At 72.3% G+C, this 17,858-nt stretch carries 17 protein-coding genes; 10 read left to right on the forward strand and 7 right to left on the reverse strand.

Annotated features, from left to right (window positions below; translation table 11 throughout):
* Positions 1–375: 375 nt before the first annotated feature.
* Positions 376–1,656 carry an ArsB/NhaD family transporter gene (locus BJ981_RS09110; RefSeq protein ID WP_184609854.1) on the forward strand — a complete coding sequence of 427 codons (1,281 nt, stop codon included), beginning with the start codon at positions 376–378 and terminating at the stop codon, positions 1,654–1,656.
* A gap of 86 nt (positions 1,657–1,742) precedes the next feature.
* Positions 1,743–2,258 (forward strand): DinB family protein, encoded by a 516-nt coding sequence (locus BJ981_RS09115; protein ID WP_184609856.1) that lies wholly within the window; start codon positions 1,743–1,745, stop codon positions 2,256–2,258.
* 48 nt (positions 2,259–2,306) lie between these two features.
* On the opposite strand, the gene BJ981_RS09120 is transcribed toward BJ981_RS09115, so the two are convergent.
* On the reverse strand, positions 2,307–3,446 hold the full coding sequence (locus BJ981_RS09120) for a polyamine ABC transporter substrate-binding protein (RefSeq protein WP_184609858.1): 1,140 nt from the start codon (positions 3,444–3,446) through the stop codon (positions 2,307–2,309).
* A gap of 393 nt (positions 3,447–3,839) precedes the next feature.
* On the opposite strand from BJ981_RS09120, the gene BJ981_RS09125 reads away from it, so the two are divergent.
* A complete protein-coding gene (locus BJ981_RS09125; protein WP_184609860.1) occupies positions 3,840–5,081 on the forward strand; it encodes a multidrug effflux MFS transporter in 1,242 nt (413 codons plus the stop codon).
* Between the two features lie 17 nt (positions 5,082–5,098).
* On the opposite strand, the gene BJ981_RS39080 is transcribed toward BJ981_RS09125, so the two are convergent.
* From BJ981_RS39080 to BJ981_RS09155, 6 genes are all read right to left on the reverse strand, one after another.
* A complete protein-coding gene (locus tag BJ981_RS39080; RefSeq protein WP_184609862.1) occupies positions 5,099–6,940 on the reverse strand; it encodes a helix-turn-helix domain-containing protein in 1,842 nt (613 codons plus the stop codon).
* Between the two features lie 90 nt (positions 6,941–7,030).
* Positions 7,031–8,665 (reverse strand): amidohydrolase, encoded by a 1,635-nt coding sequence (locus tag BJ981_RS09135; RefSeq protein WP_184609864.1) that lies wholly within the window; start codon positions 8,663–8,665, stop codon positions 7,031–7,033.
* Positions 8,662–10,131 (reverse strand): aldehyde dehydrogenase family protein, encoded by a 1,470-nt coding sequence (locus BJ981_RS09140; RefSeq protein WP_184609865.1) that lies wholly within the window; start codon positions 10,129–10,131, stop codon positions 8,662–8,664. The genes BJ981_RS09135 and BJ981_RS09140 overlap by 4 nt, the downstream gene beginning before the upstream one ends.
* Entirely contained in the window at positions 10,131–11,168 is a 1,038-nt protein-coding gene (locus BJ981_RS09145; RefSeq protein ID WP_184609867.1) for an LLM class flavin-dependent oxidoreductase, read from the reverse strand. Before BJ981_RS09145 ends, BJ981_RS09140 begins: the two co-directional genes overlap by 1 nt.
* A 93-nt stretch (positions 11,169–11,261) precedes the next feature.
* Positions 11,262–12,236, reverse strand: coding sequence for a flavin reductase (locus tag BJ981_RS09150; RefSeq protein WP_184609869.1), 975 nt, complete (start codon positions 12,234–12,236; stop codon positions 11,262–11,264).
* Positions 12,233–12,682, reverse strand: a complete 450-nt coding sequence (locus BJ981_RS09155; RefSeq protein ID WP_184609871.1) for a cupin domain-containing protein — start codon at positions 12,680–12,682, stop codon at positions 12,233–12,235. Before BJ981_RS09155 ends, BJ981_RS09150 begins: the two co-directional genes overlap by 4 nt.
* Before the next feature lie 307 nt (positions 12,683–12,989).
* Here BJ981_RS09155 and BJ981_RS09160 point away from each other — a divergent pair, with 307 nt between their 5' ends.
* The 7 genes from BJ981_RS09160 to BJ981_RS09190 all read left to right on the forward strand — a co-directional run bounded on the left by BJ981_RS09160 (position 12,990) and on the right by BJ981_RS09190 (position 17,797).
* The gene (locus BJ981_RS09160) at positions 12,990–13,769 is read left to right on the forward strand and encodes an amino acid ABC transporter ATP-binding protein (protein WP_184609873.1); all 780 of its coding nucleotides are present in this window, start codon (positions 12,990–12,992) and stop codon (positions 13,767–13,769) included.
* 52 nt (positions 13,770–13,821) lie between these two features.
* Complete coding sequence (locus BJ981_RS09165; protein ID WP_184609874.1) at positions 13,822–14,697, forward strand: substrate-binding periplasmic protein; 876 nt, start codon at positions 13,822–13,824, stop codon at positions 14,695–14,697.
* Positions 14,697–15,383, forward strand: coding sequence for an amino acid ABC transporter permease (locus BJ981_RS09170; RefSeq protein WP_184609877.1), 687 nt, complete (start codon positions 14,697–14,699; stop codon positions 15,381–15,383). Before BJ981_RS09165 ends, BJ981_RS09170 begins: the two co-directional genes overlap by 1 nt.
* A complete protein-coding gene (locus BJ981_RS09175) occupies positions 15,383–16,045 on the forward strand; it encodes an ABC transporter permease subunit (RefSeq protein ID WP_184609879.1) in 663 nt (220 codons plus the stop codon). The genes BJ981_RS09170 and BJ981_RS09175 overlap by 1 nt, the downstream gene beginning before the upstream one ends.
* A 104-nt stretch (positions 16,046–16,149) precedes the next feature.
* Positions 16,150–16,857: a CBS domain-containing protein gene (locus BJ981_RS09180; RefSeq protein WP_184609881.1), complete on the forward strand. Its 708-nt coding sequence runs from the start codon at positions 16,150–16,152 to the stop codon at positions 16,855–16,857.
* Positions 16,854–17,348 (forward strand): CBS domain-containing protein, encoded by a 495-nt coding sequence (locus tag BJ981_RS09185; RefSeq protein ID WP_184609888.1) that lies wholly within the window; start codon positions 16,854–16,856, stop codon positions 17,346–17,348. The genes BJ981_RS09180 and BJ981_RS09185 overlap by 4 nt, the downstream gene beginning before the upstream one ends.
* A 65-nt stretch (positions 17,349–17,413) precedes the next feature.
* Positions 17,414–17,797 carry a hypothetical protein gene (locus BJ981_RS09190; protein WP_184609890.1) on the forward strand — a complete coding sequence of 128 codons (384 nt, stop codon included), beginning with the start codon at positions 17,414–17,416 and terminating at the stop codon, positions 17,795–17,797.
* The last annotated feature ends 61 nt before the right edge of the window (positions 17,798–17,858 follow it).

Genomic DNA, 17,858 nt, shown 5'->3' on the forward strand with positions numbered 1-17,858 from the left:
GGCCGTTCCCGCGCCCGATCGCCGCAAACGGCGGTCGTGTTCGCGATTACCTCATCGGGCCCCGGCCCGCACGTGAGCGTGTCCCGCCCGCGCGCCCGGACAGCCGCACCGGCCCGCGCGTTGACGTCCTCTTGACGCTCGCCGTCCGCCGGACGATCGCGTGCGTCGGCTGGGCGGCGGCGGGGCGGGTCTCGTGTGCGCGCACGCCTGCCTGATACCTTGCCGACAGGTGTGCCGGGAAGTCTGGTCGGCGGTCGTTGCCCCCTGCCGATATGAGGAACGTGTCTTGCGCGCCCGCGATCCCCTCGCCGACTCTCCCCTGATGGCCCACGACCGACCGCGGCCGATCCCGCGGACCTCCCCCGCGCTCGCGGCGTGAGCGTCCTCGCCTGGGCGAGCGTGGCGGTGTTCCTGGCCGCCTACGCGCTGATCGCCACCGAGAGGATCCACCGGCTCGCCGCCGCGCTGGGCGGCGCGGGGGTCATGCTGGCCCTGCGCGCCACCGACGCCACGGCGGCGTTCTTCTCCCCGCACGCCGGCATCGACTGGAACGTCATCTTCCTGCTGCTCGGCATGATGGTCATCGTCGGGGTCCTCCGGCGGACCGGCGTGTTCGAGTACCTGGCCATCTGGGCCGCCAAGCGCGCCCGCGGGCGGCCGTTCCGGCTGCTGGCGCTGCTCGTGCTCATCACCGCCGCGGCCTCGGCGCTGCTGGACAACGTCACCACCGTCCTGCTGGTCGCGCCCGTGACGTTCGTGGTGTGCGAACGCCTGGCCGTCCCCCCGGCGCCCTTCCTGATCGCCGAGGTCATGGCGTCCAACATCGGCGGCACGGCCACGCTGATCGGCGACCCGCCCAACATCATCATCGCCGGAAGGGGCGGCCTGAGTTTCAACGACTTCCTGGCGCACGTGGCGCCGATGGTCGTCGTGCTCCTGGCGGTGTTCGTCGTCCTGTGCCGGCTGATGTTCGGGCGCGCGCTCCGCCACGATCCCGCGCGGGCCGCGGCCGTCATGGCGCTGGACGAACGGGCGGCCATCGCCGACCCGCGGCTCCTGCGGCGGTCGCTGTCCGTGCTGGCGGTGGTGCTGGTGGCCTTCGTGCTGCACCCGGTGCTGCACTACGAGCCGTCGGTGGTCGCGCTGCTGGGGGCGGGGGTGCTGGTCGCGGTGACCGAGGTGCGCGCCGAGCAGGCCGTCGCCGAGGTGGAGTGGCCGACGCTGGTGTTCTTCGCCGCCCTGTTCGTCATGGTCGGGGCCCTGGTCGAGACCGGGGTGATCGGCACGCTGTCCACGGCGGCGGCGTCGGCCACCGCCGGACGGCCGGAGGTCGCCACGATCGGCCTGCTCGGCGTGTCGGCCGCGCTGTCGGCCATCGTGGACAACATCCCCTACGTGGCCACGATGAGCCCCATCGTGGACCACCTGGTCCAGGCGGGCGGGCATCGGTCGTTGTGGTGGGCGCTGGCCTTCGGCGCGGACCTCGGCGGCAACGCGACCGCCGTGGGCGCGGCGGCCAACGTGGTGGTGCTCGGCATCGCCGCGCGCAACGGGACCCCGATCGGCTTCTGGCACTTCACCAGATACGGCCTGATCGTCACGACGGTCACCGTCGCCCTGGTCGTCCCGTACCTGTGGCTGCGCTACCTGCTCTGAACGCGACCCGCGACGCCGGCCGCTCCGGATTCGGCCCGGCGTAAAGGTGGTGCGACGGTGCGCCCGTCGGCGTAACGTCGGCAGGCGTGAGTCTTCCGCGAGTACGTCCTCCGTTGGTGGCCGACGAGCGCACGCAGCTCCTCGGCTGGCTCGACATGCAGCGCGCGATCCTCCAGTGGAAGTGCGAGGGGCTGTCGGAGGAGGACGCGCACCGTCCCCTCCTGCCGGACAGCCCTCTCATGACGGTGGCGGGGATCGTCTCGCACGCCCGCTGGACCGAGCACGGCTGGTTCGAGGTGCTGTTCCTGGGCCGTTCCGCCGACGACAACCCCCAGTTCGACCAGAACGTGGAGGACGCCGACATGCGGGCCGAGGGCGTGCCGCTCGCGCGGCTGCTCGACGAGTACGAGCGCCAGTGCGCGGTCTCCAACGAGATCGTGGCCGCCCATTCCCTGGACGAGGTGGGCAGGCACCCCGACTACCGCTCGGCCGCCGCGTCCCTGCGCTGGATGGTCATCCACATGGTCGAGGAGACCGCCCGGCACGCCGGCCACCTGGACGTGATCACCGAGTTGCTGGACGGCCGGAAGGGCTACTACTGACCGGGCGACGCCGGCGGGCCAGGCCCGCACGGCGTCCCGGGGCCGTGGCTACTGGTGCACCGTCATCTCGGTGGCGAGGCGGCTGTACTTGGACGCGGCGTCGCCGACGTCGTTGATCGTCTCGCCCTGGAGCAGCTCCGCCGGGGTCATCTGCAGCGGAAGGTTCTTGTCGATCAGGTCCGGGTCGTTCCTGGCGACCAGGTCCATGGCCGCCTTGTTGGGCACCTTGCTGAGGATGTTCTCCGCCACCCAGCTGTGGACGGCCGGGTCCAGGATGTAGTTGATGAAGGCGTGCGCCGCCTCCTTCTTCTTGGACGACTTCATGATCACCATGGTGTTCGCCCAGAGGTCGCTGCCCTCCTTGGGCACCACGAACTTGATCTTGGGGTTCTGGGTCGGGCACCGGCCGTCGAACGACTCGACCATCGCGGCCTCGCCCTTCTCCAGCCGCTCGGCGAAGGTGGTGTCGTCGTAGGCCAGCAGCGACTTCTTGGTCCTCAGCAGCACGTCCTTGGCCTGCGCGAGCTGCTTGTCGTCGGTGGTGTTGATGGAGTAGCCGAGCGCCTTGAGCGCGGGCAGGGCCAGCCACCGCTCGGTGGTCATCATCGTCACCTTGCCCCGCAGCTCGGGCGCGGGGTTCAGCAGGTCGTTCCAGCTCGTGGGCGGGGTCTTCACCATGTCCGTGCGGTAGCACAGGCCCGTGGTGCCCCAGGTGTAGGGCACCGAGAACTTGTTGCCCTTGTCGAAGGAGAGCTGCGACGCCTCGGGGTAGAGGTTGGCGAGGTTCGGGATCAGCTCGGGGTGGATCGGCGCCAGCCAGCCCTGGTCGTTCATCGCCTGGGCGTACTGGCCGGAGACGAACGCCACGTCGACGTCGCTCGGCGTGCCGATCGTGTTGGTGACCCGGGCCACGGCCATCTCGTTGGTGTCGTGCAGCACGATCTTGACGTCGAAGCCGAGCCGGTCCTTCACCCGCTGCGGCAGGTCCTTGGGGCTGTAGTTCTCCCAGATCGTGATGTTGAGCGGCGTCTGCTTGGACAGGTCGGCGTTGAGGTCGAGCTGGTTGGCGGCCGCGCTCAACGCCACCCCCTCCGTGGCCGGGCCGCCGCCACAGGCCGCGAGGGCGAGTGTCGAACCGATGGCGGCCACCGCGGCCGGAAGACGACGGGTGTACCGGAATCGGGGCACGGCCACCACTCCTTAGGTCCTGGAGGTGCTGTGGTTCGAGAAAGGCCGCTGTGCCTGACCCGCGCACGGCAAGGCGAGAGACAGGAGTGTTTCAGCCCAAACAATTACGGGCAAGCACTTCCGATCACGACACCGTAGCCTCAACGGCTCAACGGCATAACGGCTGATCATCATCGCCATATCCGGTCACCCGTCCTCCCCGGATCGCGGAACGTCGCCGTTCCCCCGAAGCGACCGCCGCGCCGGCCCGTCGCCGGTCCACATGCCGGAACAGACCATCATCAATTGCGCATATCAGGCAAAAATTGCGGCAAGGGACGTCCAAGGCCGCACGCGCGTGATCCGCGCACCGAGAGGGCTTGGCCGTCCGACGCGATACGCCCAGGAGGATGAATGACGGCCATGCCGACGCGAGGCGCCGGGGAACGGCTCTGGATCGGGACGTTCCTCGTGCTCGGGTCGCTCACGGCGTTCGGCCCGCTGGCCATCGACCTGTACCTGCCGGCCATGCCCGACCTGGCGAGGGTGCTCGGCACCTCCGACTCGCTCGCCCAGCTCACGATCTCCACCTGCCTGGTCGGCCTCGCCGTGGGCCAGCTCGTCGCCGGGCCGCTCAGCGACCGCGTCGGCAGGCGGTGGCCCCTGCTGATCGGGGTCATCCTGTTCACGATCACCTCGGTGCTCTGCGCGCTGTCCACCTCGATCTGGGTCCTGCTGGTCCTGCGGCTCCTCCAGGGCCTGTGCGGGGCCGCGGGCGTGGTGATCGCCCGGGCCATCGTGCGGGACATGTTCGAGGGACACAGGACCGCCAAGGCGTTCTCACACCTCATGCTGATCACCGGTGTCGCCCCCATCGTGGCGCCCCTGCTCGGCGGGCAGATCCTGCGCTTCACCGACTGGCGGGGCCTGTTCGTGGGGCTGGGCGCGATCTCCGTGCTGATCCTCCTCGGCTGCGTCCTCGTGCTGCGCGAGACGCATCCCCCGCACCTGCGGCAGCGCGGCGGGGCGGCGGGCACCTTCCTGTCGCTGCGCGGGCTGCTCGCCGACCCGGTCTTCCGGGGCTACCTGATCATCGGCGGGCTGCAGAGCGCCTCGCTGTTCACCTACATCTCGATGAGCTCGTTCGTGCTGCGCCAGGAGTACGGCGTGAGCCCGCAGGGGTTCTCCCTCGTCTTCGCCGTCAACGCGGTCGGGCTCGTGCTCGGCAGCCAGGTGAACGGGGCGCTGGTCTCCCGGTTCGGGCCGGAGCGGCTGCTGACCGTCCAGCTCGTGATGATGTGCGTGGCCGCGGCCGGGGTCGTGGGCGCCGCCCTCGCCGATGCCGGCCTCGTCGTCCTGCTCGTCCCGCTGTGGATCGTCATGGTGGGCATGGGCGGCATGGGGGCCAACACGACGGCGCTCGCCCTGATCCCCTACGGGCACGCCGCGGGCTCGGCCTCCGCCCTCATCGGGACCAGCCAGTTCCTGGTGGGCGCGGCCGTCGCCCCGCTGGCGTCCCTGGTCGGCACCGACAGCCGCGTCATGGGCGCGACCATCGCGCTCGCCACCGTCCTGTCGCTCGTCGCCCTGTGGCGGGTCCACCACGCCCGCCGCACGACCCCCGCCCACTCCGAGCCGCTCACGACGACCACCTGACCGTGCCGGCCGGCGGATCAGTCGGCGGCCGGGCCCTGCACGGACGGGGGCTGGAGGGAGGCGGACCTCAGGCGGTGCAGGCGGGTGGCGAGGATGATCTCGAAGCGGGCCTCCTCGTCGCCGAGGTCGCGGCCGATCAGCTCGGTGATCCGGTCCAGGCGGTACCGCAGCGTGCTGACGTGGACGTGCAGCTTGACGGAGGTCTCCTGGTACTTGCCGCCGCACGACACGAACCGCTCGGCGGTCTCCAGGAGCTGGGTGCGGTGCTCGCGGTCGTACGCCAGCAGCCTCCCGATGATCTTGTCGATGAAGTCGTCGACGTCCTCGGCGGCCGACGCCGCCAGCAGGAAGCGGTACGCGCCGAAGTCGTCGAGGTGGACCACCCCGTACTGCCGGAGACGCTCGGCCAGCTCGACCGCCAGCCCGCACTCGCGCCAGGCCCGCGGATACTGCTCCAGCTCCACGCACGGGCCCGCCCAGCCGACCGTGACGTCCCTGCCGAGCACCTGCTCGGCCCGGGCGCGCACCGCGTTGAGCCCGTGCGTCAGCCGCTGCCCGTCCGGAACCGACTCGGCCGGGACCAGCACGGCCAGCCCGGCGCCGGCCCGGACCGTCAGCGCCCCCTGCCACTGGCCGATCACCGGCCGGAGCGACCGGATCAGCGACTCCCACTCCGCCGCGGCCGGCGCCGGCCGCGCCCGCACGGCCACCAGGTGCATGGGCCGCCCGAGCGGCAGGCCCAGCGACGAGGCGCGCACGAGCAGGTCCTCGCGGCGGGTCCACTCGCCCGACAGCAGCGGGTCGATGACGCCCACCCCCAGGTCCTGCTCGGTCTGGTGGCGGATCAGGTCGCGCATGAGCACCGCCGTGACGGCGGAGCGGAGCTGGGACAACGGCGGGTGGGCCGGCTCGTACGCCGCGGCGGACGTCCGCAGGAACACGGCCGTGCCGAGGACGTTCACGCCGTCGAGCACCTGGGTGACGCGCAGCCACACGTCCCGCTCGCCGAGGGCGCCGATGCGCACGGGGCTCTGCGGCACGGCCTGCTCGTGCCGGTCCAGCGCGGCGGCCTCGACCGCGGCGCGGGCGACGTCACCGGCGACGGCGGCCCACGCGGCGGCGTCGTACGCCCCCGGGTCGGGGCTGACACCGCTGTAGACCACCCGCGCGTCGCCGTCCAGGATCGTCATCGACTCGCCGGTCATGGACTGGACGAGGTCGTACACGGCGGCCGAGCTCTGCCCCCTGATCAGCGCGTCGAGCACCGACGCCTGCATGGCCTGGCCGCGCGCCATCGTGGTCACGGCCGCCTGGGCCGCCGCGGCCTGGCGCGCGTTGCGGGCCGCCAGGGACGCCAGCTCGGCCACCGTGCGCAGGAACGGCAGCTGGTGCGGGTCGTCGGTCAGGTTGCGGTCGCTCTGGACGCACAGCACCATGGGCCGCCCGTCGACGTCCCCCGTGCTGAGCGGCAGCACCACGCCGCACACGTAGCCCCGGTGCCGGGCGTCCGCCGCGTACGCGGGGTAGCGCCGCTGGTTCTGCGCGTCGGCGATCACGACGGGTTCGTCGCCGGTGACCGCGTCCAGGGCGGGGATGCCGTCCAGGGTCCAGCGGGTCTGCCGCCCGGCGGCGCTGTACTCCAGCTTGTCGCGCCGGGCGACGACCTCGGCCTGGTTCGCGGCGACGTCCACGACGTCGATCCAGCAGATCTGCCACGGCGTCAGGTCGCAGACGGCGTCGACCACCGTCTGCAGCACGCTGTCGAGCTTGAGGTCGGAGTTGACGCTGGCCGCGACCCTGCGCAGGCTCTGCAACAGCTCCACCGCGTCGGCGCCGCCGGCCGTGGCCCTCGAAACCACCGCATCCTCCCCGTGTCCCACAGACGCCGACCGGACCACGGCTCCCCCGGTCCGCCGGCGTCCTCGGCGAACTCTAACCAACGCGTCCGGTCACCCGTACCGCCGCGCGACCGCGCCGTTCACCGTGACCGCGTCCACGGCGATCGACGAGATCTCGCCGGGCGCGGCGTCGCGGGGGTCGGCGGCCAGCACGACGAGGTCGGCGCGCCTGCCCACCTCGATCGAGCCGCGGTCGGTGAGGCCCATCGCCGCGGCGGCGGACGAGGTGTGCATCTCCAGCGCCTCCATCACCGTGATCCGCTGGCCGGGGTTGACCTCCTCCCCCACGCACGACACGCGGGTGACCGCGCACTGCACGCCGAACAGGGGGTTGAACTGGAGGAGCTCGGAGCCGGCGCCGTCGGAGCTGGAGCAGACGCGCCACCCGCGGTCGATCAGGTCGCGGAAGCGGAACATGCCCGGGAACGCGTAGTCGCCCATGGAGCGGGGGATGAAGCTGCCCATCGTGTAGATGAACCCGGCCTGCGGGATCGGGACGGCCCCGGCGCGCCGCCAGTGGTCCAGCGTCGCGTCGTCGGTGAGCACGTTGCCCGCGTGCTCCAGGCGGACCGGCGGGCGCCCGTCCGCGTCCCCGCCCCGGGCGGTGAGCGCGGCCCGGCACAGTTCGCGCTGCGCGCGCTCGCCGTTGACGTGCGCGGTCACCTGGAGGTCCAGCTCGTCGGTCGTCCGGATCAGGTCCGCGAGGTCGCCGGCGGTGTAGGCCATGCGGCCGGACTGCGGCTCGCCGTCCCGCTCCTGCGCGTACGGCCGCAGCACGGCGGCGCCCGCGGCCGAGAACCCGCCGTCCACGAAGATCTTGATGCCGCGGTACCGGAAGGCCGGGTTGGAGGGGTCGTCGAGCCGGCCGGCGCGGCGCGCGTCGAACAGCTCGCCCAGGGGCAGCGTGCCGGGCGCCCAGACGAAGGCGTCCACCGCCATCGGCAGCCGCGCCGTGCCCGCCAGCTCCGCCAGCAGCCGCGCGCCCGCCATGCTGGTGGTGATCTCACCGGCCGTCGTGACCCCGTACCGGGTCAGGTACCGCTCGGCGGTCTCCTCGACGGCCTGCGCCAGCTCGGCCTCGGTCAGGCTCGGGATCGGCAGGGCGTAGAACAGCTCGTGCAGCTCGCCGGTCGGCCGCCCGGCGGCGTCGCGGCCGATGTAGGCGTCGCCGGTCTCCGGCAGGGCGCCGACGTCGATGAGCTCCAGCCCGCGGCTGTTGACCACGGTGACGTGGGCGCCGAAGCGCACGGCCACGGGGAAGGCGGTGCTGACCCGGTCCAGGTCCTCGCGGGTGGGCAGGCGCTGCTCGGCGAACCGCCGCCCGGCGAACAGCCCGCCCTGGCCGACCAGCCACCCGCCGCGCTGCTCGCGCAGGTGGGCGTGCGCGCGGAGCTGTTCGATCAGCTCCTCGATGCTCCCGCAGGGCGGGGTGTGGCAGTCCACGGCGCCCCACATCGCGAGCGCGGCCATCTCGATGTGGACGTGCGGGTCGACGAAGCCGGGCAGCAGCGGCCGGTCGCCGACGTCGGTCACGGGGAGGCCGGCGGGCGGTGCGACGCCGGCCGGGAGGATCGCGGCGATCCGGCCGTCGCGGACCACGACGGATCCGTCGAGGACGGTGGCCGCGGCGTCCATCGTCATGATCCGCCGGGACGAGATGGTCATGCTGCCGGGTGCGATGCTCACTGTGCGGGCTCCTGTGGAGGTACGGGACGCAGGACCGTCCGGGTGTCGAGGAACTCGCGCAGCCCCTCGACGCCGTTCTCCCGGCCGTAGCCGGAGTGCTTGACGCCGCCGAACGCGGCCTTGGGGTGCGAGACGCCGCCCCGGTTGACGGCGACCATGCCCGCGTCGAGGCCAGCCGCCAGCAGGCCGGTCTCGGCGGCGTCGCCGAAGACGTAGGAGGCGAGCCCGTACTCGGTGGCGTTCGCCAGCTCCAGGGCCGCGCCGAGATCGTCGCCGGGGTAGGGGACCACCGGCAGCACGGGGCCGAAGAGCTCCTCGGCGCAGACGCCCGCGGCGGGGTCGGGCCCGAGCACGACGGTCGCGGCGACGGCCGCGCCGGGCGTGCCGGGCGCGACGCCCCCGGTGACGACGGCGCCGCCGTGCGGGCCCTCGGCCAGACGGCGCAGCCGGTCCGCGGACTCCCGGCCGATCACGGGCCCGAGGCGGGCCGACTCCTCCCACGGGTCGGTGACGGTGGTCGCCTCGGCGGCGGCGCGGAACAGCTCGTAGACGCCGGCCGCGGCGGACTCGGGCACCAGCACGCGGTTGGGCGAGGTGCAGGCCTGGCCGTTGTTGAAGATCTTGGCCTGCCAGATCGTGCGGACGGCCTCCTCCAGGTCGGCGCTCGGGCAGATCACGGCGGGCGCGTTGCCGCCCAGCTCCAGGCCGACGCGCGGGAAGTGGGTGGTGCTGGCCGCGAGCACCTTCCGCCCCACCGCGGTCGAACCGGTGAACGAGATCTTGCGGAGCCGGGGGTCGCCGGTCAGCGCGGCGAGGATCTCGGCGGACCGGTGCGAGGGGACGACCGAGCCGACGCCCTCGGGCAGCCCGGCCGTCAGCAGCCCCTCCACCAGGGACATCGCGGTCAGCGGGGTGCGCTCGGAGGGCTTGAGCACGAAGGCGCACCCGGCGAGCAGCGCCGAGACCACCTTGCGGCTCGCCATCGCGAGCGGGAAGTTCCACGGCGTGATGAGCAGCGCGGGCCCGACCGGCGCGCGGAGCGTGGTGATCCGGGCGGACCGGTCGCCGTCCTCGTGCGCCTCGACGGCGGCGGGGGCGCACGCCAGCAGCTCGTCCACGACGGCGCCGGCGACCGCGACCTCCGCGCGGGCGTCGGTGATGGTCTTGCCGGTCTCCAGCACGATCAGCCGGGCCAGCGCCTCCGCCTCCGCGGCCAGGAACGCCCGGTAGCCGCGCACGACGGCCGCCCGTTCGGCCAGGGGGGCGCGCGCCCAGGCGGGCTGCGCGGCGGCCGCGGCGTCCAGGGCGCGCAGCGCGTGCTCCGGGGAGGCGACCGCGACCGGCCAGGCGGCGGGACCCACCGGGCCGCGGTTCTCGGCGAGGTCGCCGCGATCGACGCCGACGATCCGCGAACCGATGATCAGCGTGCCGAGCAGGTGCGCGGGCAGGTCCGGGTGGGACGGCATCAGCGCGCCACGGCGGGTTCGCCGAGCGACGCGGCGATCTCGCCGAACAGCTCGATGGACCGCAGCGTGAGCTCCTGCGGAGCGCCGAACGTCAGGTTCAGGTTCAGCAGGTCCACCCCGGCGTCGCGGTAGAAGCGCATCTTGTCGCGCACCTGGCCGGGGGTGCCGACCAGCAGGGTGGCGCGCAGCTCGTCCAGGGTCGGCTCGTCCGGGCCGGGGACCGGCCGGACGATCCCGCGCGCGTCGGCGTTCTGGGTGAAGTCGTGGAGCTGCCGGTGGATGCGCCAGCCTTCGAGGATCTCGCGGAGCCGGGGCTCCACCTCGGCCTCGTCCTCGACGACGAAGGCGTAGCGGGTCATGCCGAGCTGGGTGCGGCCGGCGAGCCCCGCCTTGGCCTGCCCGCGCTTGAACGCCTCGACGACCTTCGCCGCGTGGTCGTCGTCCCAGAGGAAGAGCGAGTTGAGGACGTTGTAGCCGCGGGCGGCGGCGTCCTCGACGGCCGCGGGCGCCTGGGAGCCCACCCAGATCGGCGGGTGCGGGAGCTGGCGGGGACGCGGCCAGACGTAGGCGCCCTCGAAGTTCACGTACTCGCCCGTGAAGGACGCGCCGGCGTCGCCGGTGAGCCAGAGGGCGCGGACCGCGTCGAGCGTCTCGATGAAGCGCGGCAGGCTGGTCCTGAAGTCGATGCCGAAGATGTCGAACTCGTACTTGTAGGCGCCGCGGGCCACGCCGAAGTCCAGCCGTCCGCCGGTCAGGTGGTCGGTCGCCGCGACCTCGGCGGCGAGCTGGAGCGGCGCGTGGTACGGCAGCACGACGACCGCGGTGCCCACCCGGCACTCCACGTGCTGGGCGATGGCGGCGGCCTGGATCAGCGCCGAGGGGGCGGGCAGGAACTGCACCAGATGGTGCTCGGGCACCCATACGCGGGCGAACCCCGCGCGGTCCGCGGCGACCGCGCAGGCGAGCATCCGGTCGTAGACGCCTTCGTACTGGGCGTCGTCGTTCACCTGGTAGGAGAGGAAAAGTCCGAGGTCCATGCCGATCCGATCTCTAGTGTCTTTTCTGTGAGGCTCTGGGCGTCGATGGCGCGAAACCTCCGTACGGTCCGTCGTCCGCGGGTCGGAGGTGTCCTAGGACACGGCGCGCTCGTAATCGCCGGCGTGGTCGGCGGTCCACGGTGACTCCCGCTCGATCTTGGCGATGCGGCCCGCGCCCAGGTTGAGGTAGATGCCGAAGCGGTCGCTCACCCGCTCGTCGAAGTACCGGCGCAGGATCACCTGCATCGAGGAGTGCGACAGCTCGGCCCACGGGATCTCGTCCTCCGCGAACAGGCGCAGGTCCCGGGTCTGCTCGGGCAGCACGCTCGGCCGGGCCCGGTAGACGTGGCAGGTCTCCGACTCGCTGAGGTCGATCGCCGAGTAGAGGAACTCCGGCTCGATGACCTGCCCCATCAGGGCGCGCGAGGTGTCGACGAGCGCGGCGGACATGGTGGGGCCCGCCTGGAGGGGGCCCACGGGAAGGCGCCACGCGCCGGTCGCGGCGTCCCGGGACAGCAGGATCCTGGCGTCGTACTCGACGAGCCAGCCGACGAGGATCCGCCGGCCCGGCCGCCGCTCGCCCACGGGGGTGTCCACGCCCGCGGTCGTGAAGAACGACCCGTCGCAGTAGCCGAGCGGCGCGCTCTGCCCGAGCGCGCACTCCTCCACCGCGCCGACCAGCATCACGTGGTCGCCGATGTCCACCCGGGTGTGGACGGAGCAGGCCAGCGTGGCGGCCGCCCCGGACATCAGGATCGCCCCCGGGTGGTCCTCCCGGGTCGCGAGGCCGGTGAACTTGTCGTCGAGCGGCGTCGCGAACCGGACGGCGAGATCGCGCTGGTGCTCGGCCAGGATGCTGACGCCGAACATCCCGCATCCCGAGAAGGCGGAGAAGCTGCCCGCCCGCCGGTCGACGCACACCGAGATCAGCGGCGGGGTCAGCGAGACGGACGTGAACGAGTTCGCCGTCATGCCCCACGGCCGCCCCGCGTCGTCGCGGGTCGTGACGACCGTGACGCCGGTGGGGAAGCGGCCCATGGTGCGCCGGAAGAGCAGGGGGTCGTTCACGAGTCGTCTCCTTCGGCCGGCGGCCAGTGCCGGTGCCCATCGGCCACGTCGGTGCCCGCGCCGAAGAGCACGGTCAGATGCGCCATCGGCGTGTCACGGCCGGCGCCGTGATAGTGCGGGAGGCCGGCCGGGACGACCACGACGTCCCCGGGGCCGACCACGACGTCCCGGCCCGGACGGCCGATGTGCCCGCTCCCCTCCGTGACGATCAGGATCTGGTCGCCCTCGTGGGTGTGCAGCCGCGTCCGGGCGCCGGCGTCGAAGCGCACGAGCGCCGACCGGACCTGGCTCTCCCGCATCGCGGTGATGGACGCGGCGATCTCCGCGACGGGGCCGGAGCGGACCCGCCCGCCCTCGAAGATGTCACTGTCACTCGGGCGCAGGTCCGCGGTGTCGTGGCGGAAGACCACCATGTCGCGGCCCACGTCGGCGGCCGAACCGGCCATGCGCAGCCTCCCATGCGTGTCACCGCCCCCTGGCGGCGAGGTCTCCACGTTAGGAAGCAAGGAAAGCCACGGGCATCGTAGGAACCATATGGATCCCACGCCGTGCCGTCCGTCGTTATGCAGGGCAGGTCAAAGGTGATCAGTGCGGGTCCCGCCCGGAACGCCGCGCCCGCCGAGTGTTCCTGCGGATGCTAGGAACGGCGGGCCTATGTGTCCTGTATTACAGCGGGGTGCACGGCGCCGCGCCTCACCTAAACTCCCTGCCTAACGGAAAGCCGCGGCACGCAGGACGATGAGGCGGGAACGTATGGAGCACACGCGGGCGGTCATCACCCTCGAGGGGATCCGCAAGTCGTACGGGTCGTTCGTCGCCCTGAACGAGGTGTCCCTGTCGGTGGACGCGGGCGAGACGGTGTGCGTCATCGGGCCGAGCGGCTCGGGCAAGTCCACGCTGCTGCGGTGCTGCAACCTGCTCGAAATCCCCGACGCCGGCGCCGTGCGCGTCGGCGGGGTCGAATACTTCCCGCTCGCGGCGTCGGCGCGGGAACGCTCCACGTCGCTGCGGGGGCTGCGCACCCGCACGGCGATGGTGTTCCAGAGCTTCGAGCTCTTCCCCCATCTGTCCGCGCTCGACAACGTCGCGCTGGCCCCGGTCCAGGTCAAGGGCTCGGATCGGGCCGCGGCCGGCCGGGCGGCCCGGTCGCTGCTCGAACGCGTCGGCCTGCGCGACTTCACCGAGGCCCGCCCGTCCACCCTCTCCGGCGGCCAGGCGCAGCGCGTCTCGATCGCGCGGGCGCTGGCCATGGAGCCGGAGGTCCTGCTGTTCGACGAGCCGACGTCGGCGCTGGACCCGGAGATGGTCGGCGAGGTGCTGGAGATCATGCGCGAGCTGGCCACGTCCGGGGCGACCATGCTGGTCGTCACCCATGAGATGCGCTTCGCGCGCGAGGTGGCGACCCGGGTGGTCGTCATGGACCGCGGGGAGATCGTCGAGACCGGCACGCCGGACGAGATCTTCGAACGCCCGCGACACGAACGGACCCAGCGGTTCCTCCAGGCGCTGTCGCGCTCGGGCTACGCGGTCTGACGGCCGCCCCAGGAATTCGTACCGGAACCACACCATTGGAGTTGACTCATTCATGCGTACGAGGCGTATGGCGATGGGCCGCGCGCGCCGGCTGGGCGCCGTGGTCGCGCTCGCCGGGCTGCTGGCGGCGACGGGCTGTGGCGGGTCGGACGAGGAGGCCGCCGCGGGCGACCTGCCGTTCAAAGTGATCAAGCCCGGCCATCTCACGGTCACCTACTCCGAGAGCTACCTGCCCAAGATCGCCTCAGGCGACGGCGGCAAGCTCGAAGGGTACGAAGGATTCCTGATCGGCAAGGTCGCCGAGAAGTACGGCCTGAAGCTGCAGCCGATGCCGACCGAGTTCGCCTCGCAGATCCTCTCCGTGCAGCAGGGCCGGGCCGACGTCGGCACCGGCATCTACTACACCGAGGAACGGGCCAAGCAGGTCTTCTACACCCGGCCCAACATCACCGACCGGCTGGGCGCGCTGACGCTCAAGAGCACGAAGTACGACAACGTGGACAGCCTCAAGGGCAAGCCGATCGCGTCCGTGAACGGGTTCTCCTACAACTCCTACCTCTTCGACTACTACGGGAAGGAGAACGTGAAGCTCTTCCCGTCCTACGCCGAGGCGTCCCAGGCGGTGCTGGGCGGCCAGGTCGTCGCGTTCATGGGCTCGACCGGAACCGCGCCCGGGATCATCAGGTCGCATCCGGACCTGACCCTGCAGACGTTCGCCGACGGCGACTTCTCACTGCCGGAGAACGTCGCGAAGTCGGCCACCTACGAGTACGTCAACTGCAAGAACCCCGGCCTCGCCGACGCCATCGACCAGGTGTACCAGGAGCTCGTGTCCTCCGGCGAGTGGCAGAAGCAGCTCGACCAGTGGCAGGTCGGCGGCGCCGAGTACACGCCTCCCGCCGAGCGGCCGACCCAGCACTGCGCCTGATGGCTGACTGGTTCGGCTTCCTGCTCGAAGGTCTGTGGACGACCCTGCTGCTGGTCGTCCTGAGCACGGTGCTGACGTTCGCCCTGGCCGTGCCGCTCGCCGTGTGGCGGATCAGCCCGCGCCGGTCGGTGCGCGCGCTGTCAGGGACGTTCGTCGAGATCTTCCGCAGCATCCCGCTCCCGGTGCTGCTGGCGGCGCTGTACTTCGGGTTCGGCCCCAAGCTCAAGGGGCTCGGCCTGGACGCGTTCGAGCTGGTGGTGATCGCCATCGTCCTCAACGAGTCCGCCTACATCGCGGAGGTCTTCAAGGGCCTGCTGCGGTCGGTCCCGATCGGGCAGTGGCAGGCGGCGGCCAGCCTCGGGATGCGGCGGTGGCAGGCGCTCCGCCTGGTGATCCTTCCCCGGCTCCGGCGCCCGGCCCTGCCGCACGCCGTCAACGGGTTCATCTATATCGTCAAGGGCAGCGCATTGGCCTCCATCATCACGGTCCCCGAGCTGACGTTGCACGCGAACCAGCTCATGATCGAGACGTTCCGCCCGCTGGAGGTGTACGCCCTCGTCGGCGTCATCTACCTCGCCATCAACATCCCCGTGTCCTACCTCGGGCGGCTCGCCGAAGGCGGCCGGGCACGGCGCGGGAGCAGGCGGGCCGCGGCGGAACCGGTCGCGCCGGTGGTGGGTGGCTGATGGACCTCTACATCCGCCTCATCACCGAGGCGCTCCCCGTGACGGTCGGCGTGAGCGCGGTGGCCTGGCTGCTCGGCACGGTCCTCGGCACCGGGCTCGGGCTCGCGGGCCTGAGCCGGCGCCGCTGGCTGCGCGAGACGCAGTTCTTCGTCAGCACGCTCCTGCGCAGCCTGCCCGAGCTGCTGGCGATCTACCTGCTGTTCTACGGCATCACCGCGCACGGCGTCGAGCTGACGCCGTTCACCGCGACCGTCCTCGCCCTCGGCGTCACCCAGGCCGGTTTCTGGGCCGAGGCCGTCCGGGGCGGCGTGCAGGTCGTGGGCGTGCGCCAGTTCGAGGCCGCGTACTCGCTCGGCCTGACCACGGGCCAGACGTACCGGAAGGTGATCTTCCCGCAGCTGGTCTCCGCGCTGACCTCGCCCGGCCTGAACATGTTCGTCGCGCTGACCAAGCTGACCGCGATCGCCGCGGCGGTGGGCCTGCCCGAGCTGCTGCACACCGGCCGGTCGGTGATGGACCGCACCTACGACGTCCTGCCCGTGGTCGTCGCCCTGGCCGTCACCTACCTGATGCTCACGATCCCGCTCACCTTCCTGGTCAAGGCGGCCGAGTCCCGCTGGCACAGGCGGACCACCCGCCAGAGCATGCCGCTGTTCTCCTGAGGACGGGGCCGAACGCCTCGGCCGAAAGGGGCCTACGTCCCTGTCCCGCGGGGGCCTCCGGGCGATGTGCTGGAAGAGGCCGTCCACCCGCGAGGGAGCCGAGCATGCGGAAGAAAGTGCGGGACGTCATGACCGTCAAGGTCGCGTCCGTCAACGGGAGCACGCCGTTCAAGGATGTCGCCGAAATCCTGATCCACCACGAGGTCAGCGCGGTCCCGGTCGTCGACGGCGAGGGGCACGTCCTCGGCATGATCTCCGAGGCGGACCTGCTCCGCAAGGAGGAGTTCAAGCGGCAGTACTACACCGAGGGCTATCACCTGCCGCTCGGCGCGCGGTTGCGCGAGAGGCTCACGGGCCGCGGCCCGGGGGCCGAGGACCGGGCGCGCGGCGACACGGCGGCCGAGCTCATGACCAGCCCGGCCGTCACGATCAAGGACTACGCCTCGGTGGTCACCGCGGCCCGCCGGATGAGCGCGAACGGCGTCAAGCGCCTGCCGGTCGTGGACGACGAGGGGCGCCTGCGGGGCATCGTCAGCCGCCACGACCTGCTGGCGGTGTTCCTCAGGACCGACGAGGAGATCGCCGCGGAGATCGAGGACGACGTCGTCGGCGCCCTGTGGCCGTACCGGCCCGAGGTGGAGGTGTCGGTGAAGGACGGCGTCGTGACCCTGACCGGGCACATGGCCACCGCCCGCGACGCGCGGCTGCTGACCCAGATGGCCGGGCGGGTCAACGGGGTGGTCGACGTGGTGGACGCGCTGCGCGGCGGCCCGGCCGACCGGCCGCACGCCCGGGGGACGGAGGCGTCATGAACCTCGACCGGCTGACGGCCGCCGACGTGATGAGCCGGGTCCTGGTCACCGTCGGGCCGGAGGAGTCGCCGCTGATCGCCTGGGAGATCATGCGCAGGGGAGGCGTCCACCACCTGCCCGTGATCGACGACCGGCTGCGGCTGCACGGCGTGCTCACCCGCGAGCAGGTCGCCGCGCACTGGTCGGGAGGCCCCGCCGTGCAGTCCGCCGGCCAGGTGAGGGACCTGCTGGCCGGCCGGGCGTGCCCGCACGTGTCGCCCTCCACCACCGTGCCGGCGATCGCCGCCGCCATGGTGGACCACGGCGTCGACGTGCTGCCCGTGATCGGCCGATCGGAGACGCTGGAAGGGCTGGTCACGGCCACCGACGTGCTCCGCGCGGTCGCGGGGCGCCCCACCCCCTCCCCCGCGCACACCGACATCGCCACGGGCCTGTTCCGGCTGGAACCCGTCGTCCCGCCGCGCCGCGACGAGCCGCCGTCGGACACCTGAGGTGAACTGATTACCCGTCCGGCACCGACACAGGGTGGTGATCGTGTTACTTGTAGTGACTAGTCATGAATGCCGAGGGCCGGTCGCGCGGGGAGCCACGCTGGGGGGCGTGGCTCTGCGTGCTGGTCGGCGTCATCACGGTCGCCCACCTGTGGACGCACGTCACCGCCCCGCACCAGCACGGCCTCCAGCTCGGCGCGCCGGTGGTGGACTCCTGCCCCGACAACCCGCCGCACGACCACCACGACGAGTCCGCCCACCCCGAGGTGTTCCTGCCGCCCGCCTGGGGCTGCGCGGTCCCGGCGCAGGCCCCGGCCGTCCTGGTCGTCCCCGCCGTCACCCCGGCCCCCGTCTCCGCCGCTCCACGGGAGCGGCCGGGCCGCGCCCCGCCGCGCTGTCACCGGGAGAGGGCCGCGCTGACGCACACGCTTGAGATCTGCCGTCGCTGACGGCCGGCGAGCCGCTGTCCGGACCGGGCACCGGGCTCGCTCGCCGTGCCGATCATCCAGC

The sequence above is a fragment of the Sphaerisporangium krabiense genome (assembly GCF_014200435.1).
GTDB classification, from domain to species: Bacteria; Actinomycetota; Actinomycetes; order Streptosporangiales; family Streptosporangiaceae; genus Sphaerisporangium; species Sphaerisporangium krabiense.

Excerpts from the sequence above, each read along its gene's own strand:
- BJ981_RS09125 (WP_184609860.1), top strand. The coding sequence starts at position 3,840 with ATGACGGCCATGCCGACGCGAGGCGCCGGGGAACGGCTCTGGATCGGG.
- BJ981_RS09140 (WP_184609865.1), bottom strand. The coding sequence starts at position 10,131 with ATGCCGTCCCACCCGGACCTGCCCGCGCACCTGCTCGGCACGCTGATC.
- BJ981_RS09145 (WP_184609867.1), bottom strand. The coding sequence starts at position 11,168 with ATGGACCTCGGACTTTTCCTCTCCTACCAGGTGAACGACGACGCCCAG.
- BJ981_RS09155 (WP_184609871.1), bottom strand. The coding sequence starts at position 12,682 with ATGGCCGGTTCGGCCGCCGACGTGGGCCGCGACATGGTGGTCTTCCGC.
- BJ981_RS09160 (WP_184609873.1), top strand. The coding sequence starts at position 12,990 with ATGGAGCACACGCGGGCGGTCATCACCCTCGAGGGGATCCGCAAGTCG.
- BJ981_RS09165 (WP_184609874.1), top strand. The coding sequence starts at position 13,822 with ATGCGTACGAGGCGTATGGCGATGGGCCGCGCGCGCCGGCTGGGCGCC.
- BJ981_RS09170 (WP_184609877.1), top strand. The coding sequence starts at position 14,697 with ATGGCTGACTGGTTCGGCTTCCTGCTCGAAGGTCTGTGGACGACCCTG.
- BJ981_RS09175 (WP_184609879.1), top strand. The coding sequence starts at position 15,383 with ATGGACCTCTACATCCGCCTCATCACCGAGGCGCTCCCCGTGACGGTC.
- BJ981_RS09180 (WP_184609881.1), top strand. The coding sequence starts at position 16,150 with ATGCGGAAGAAAGTGCGGGACGTCATGACCGTCAAGGTCGCGTCCGTC.
- BJ981_RS09185 (WP_184609888.1), top strand. The coding sequence starts at position 16,854 with ATGAACCTCGACCGGCTGACGGCCGCCGACGTGATGAGCCGGGTCCTG.
- BJ981_RS09190 (WP_184609890.1), top strand. The coding sequence starts at position 17,414 with ATGAATGCCGAGGGCCGGTCGCGCGGGGAGCCACGCTGGGGGGCGTGG.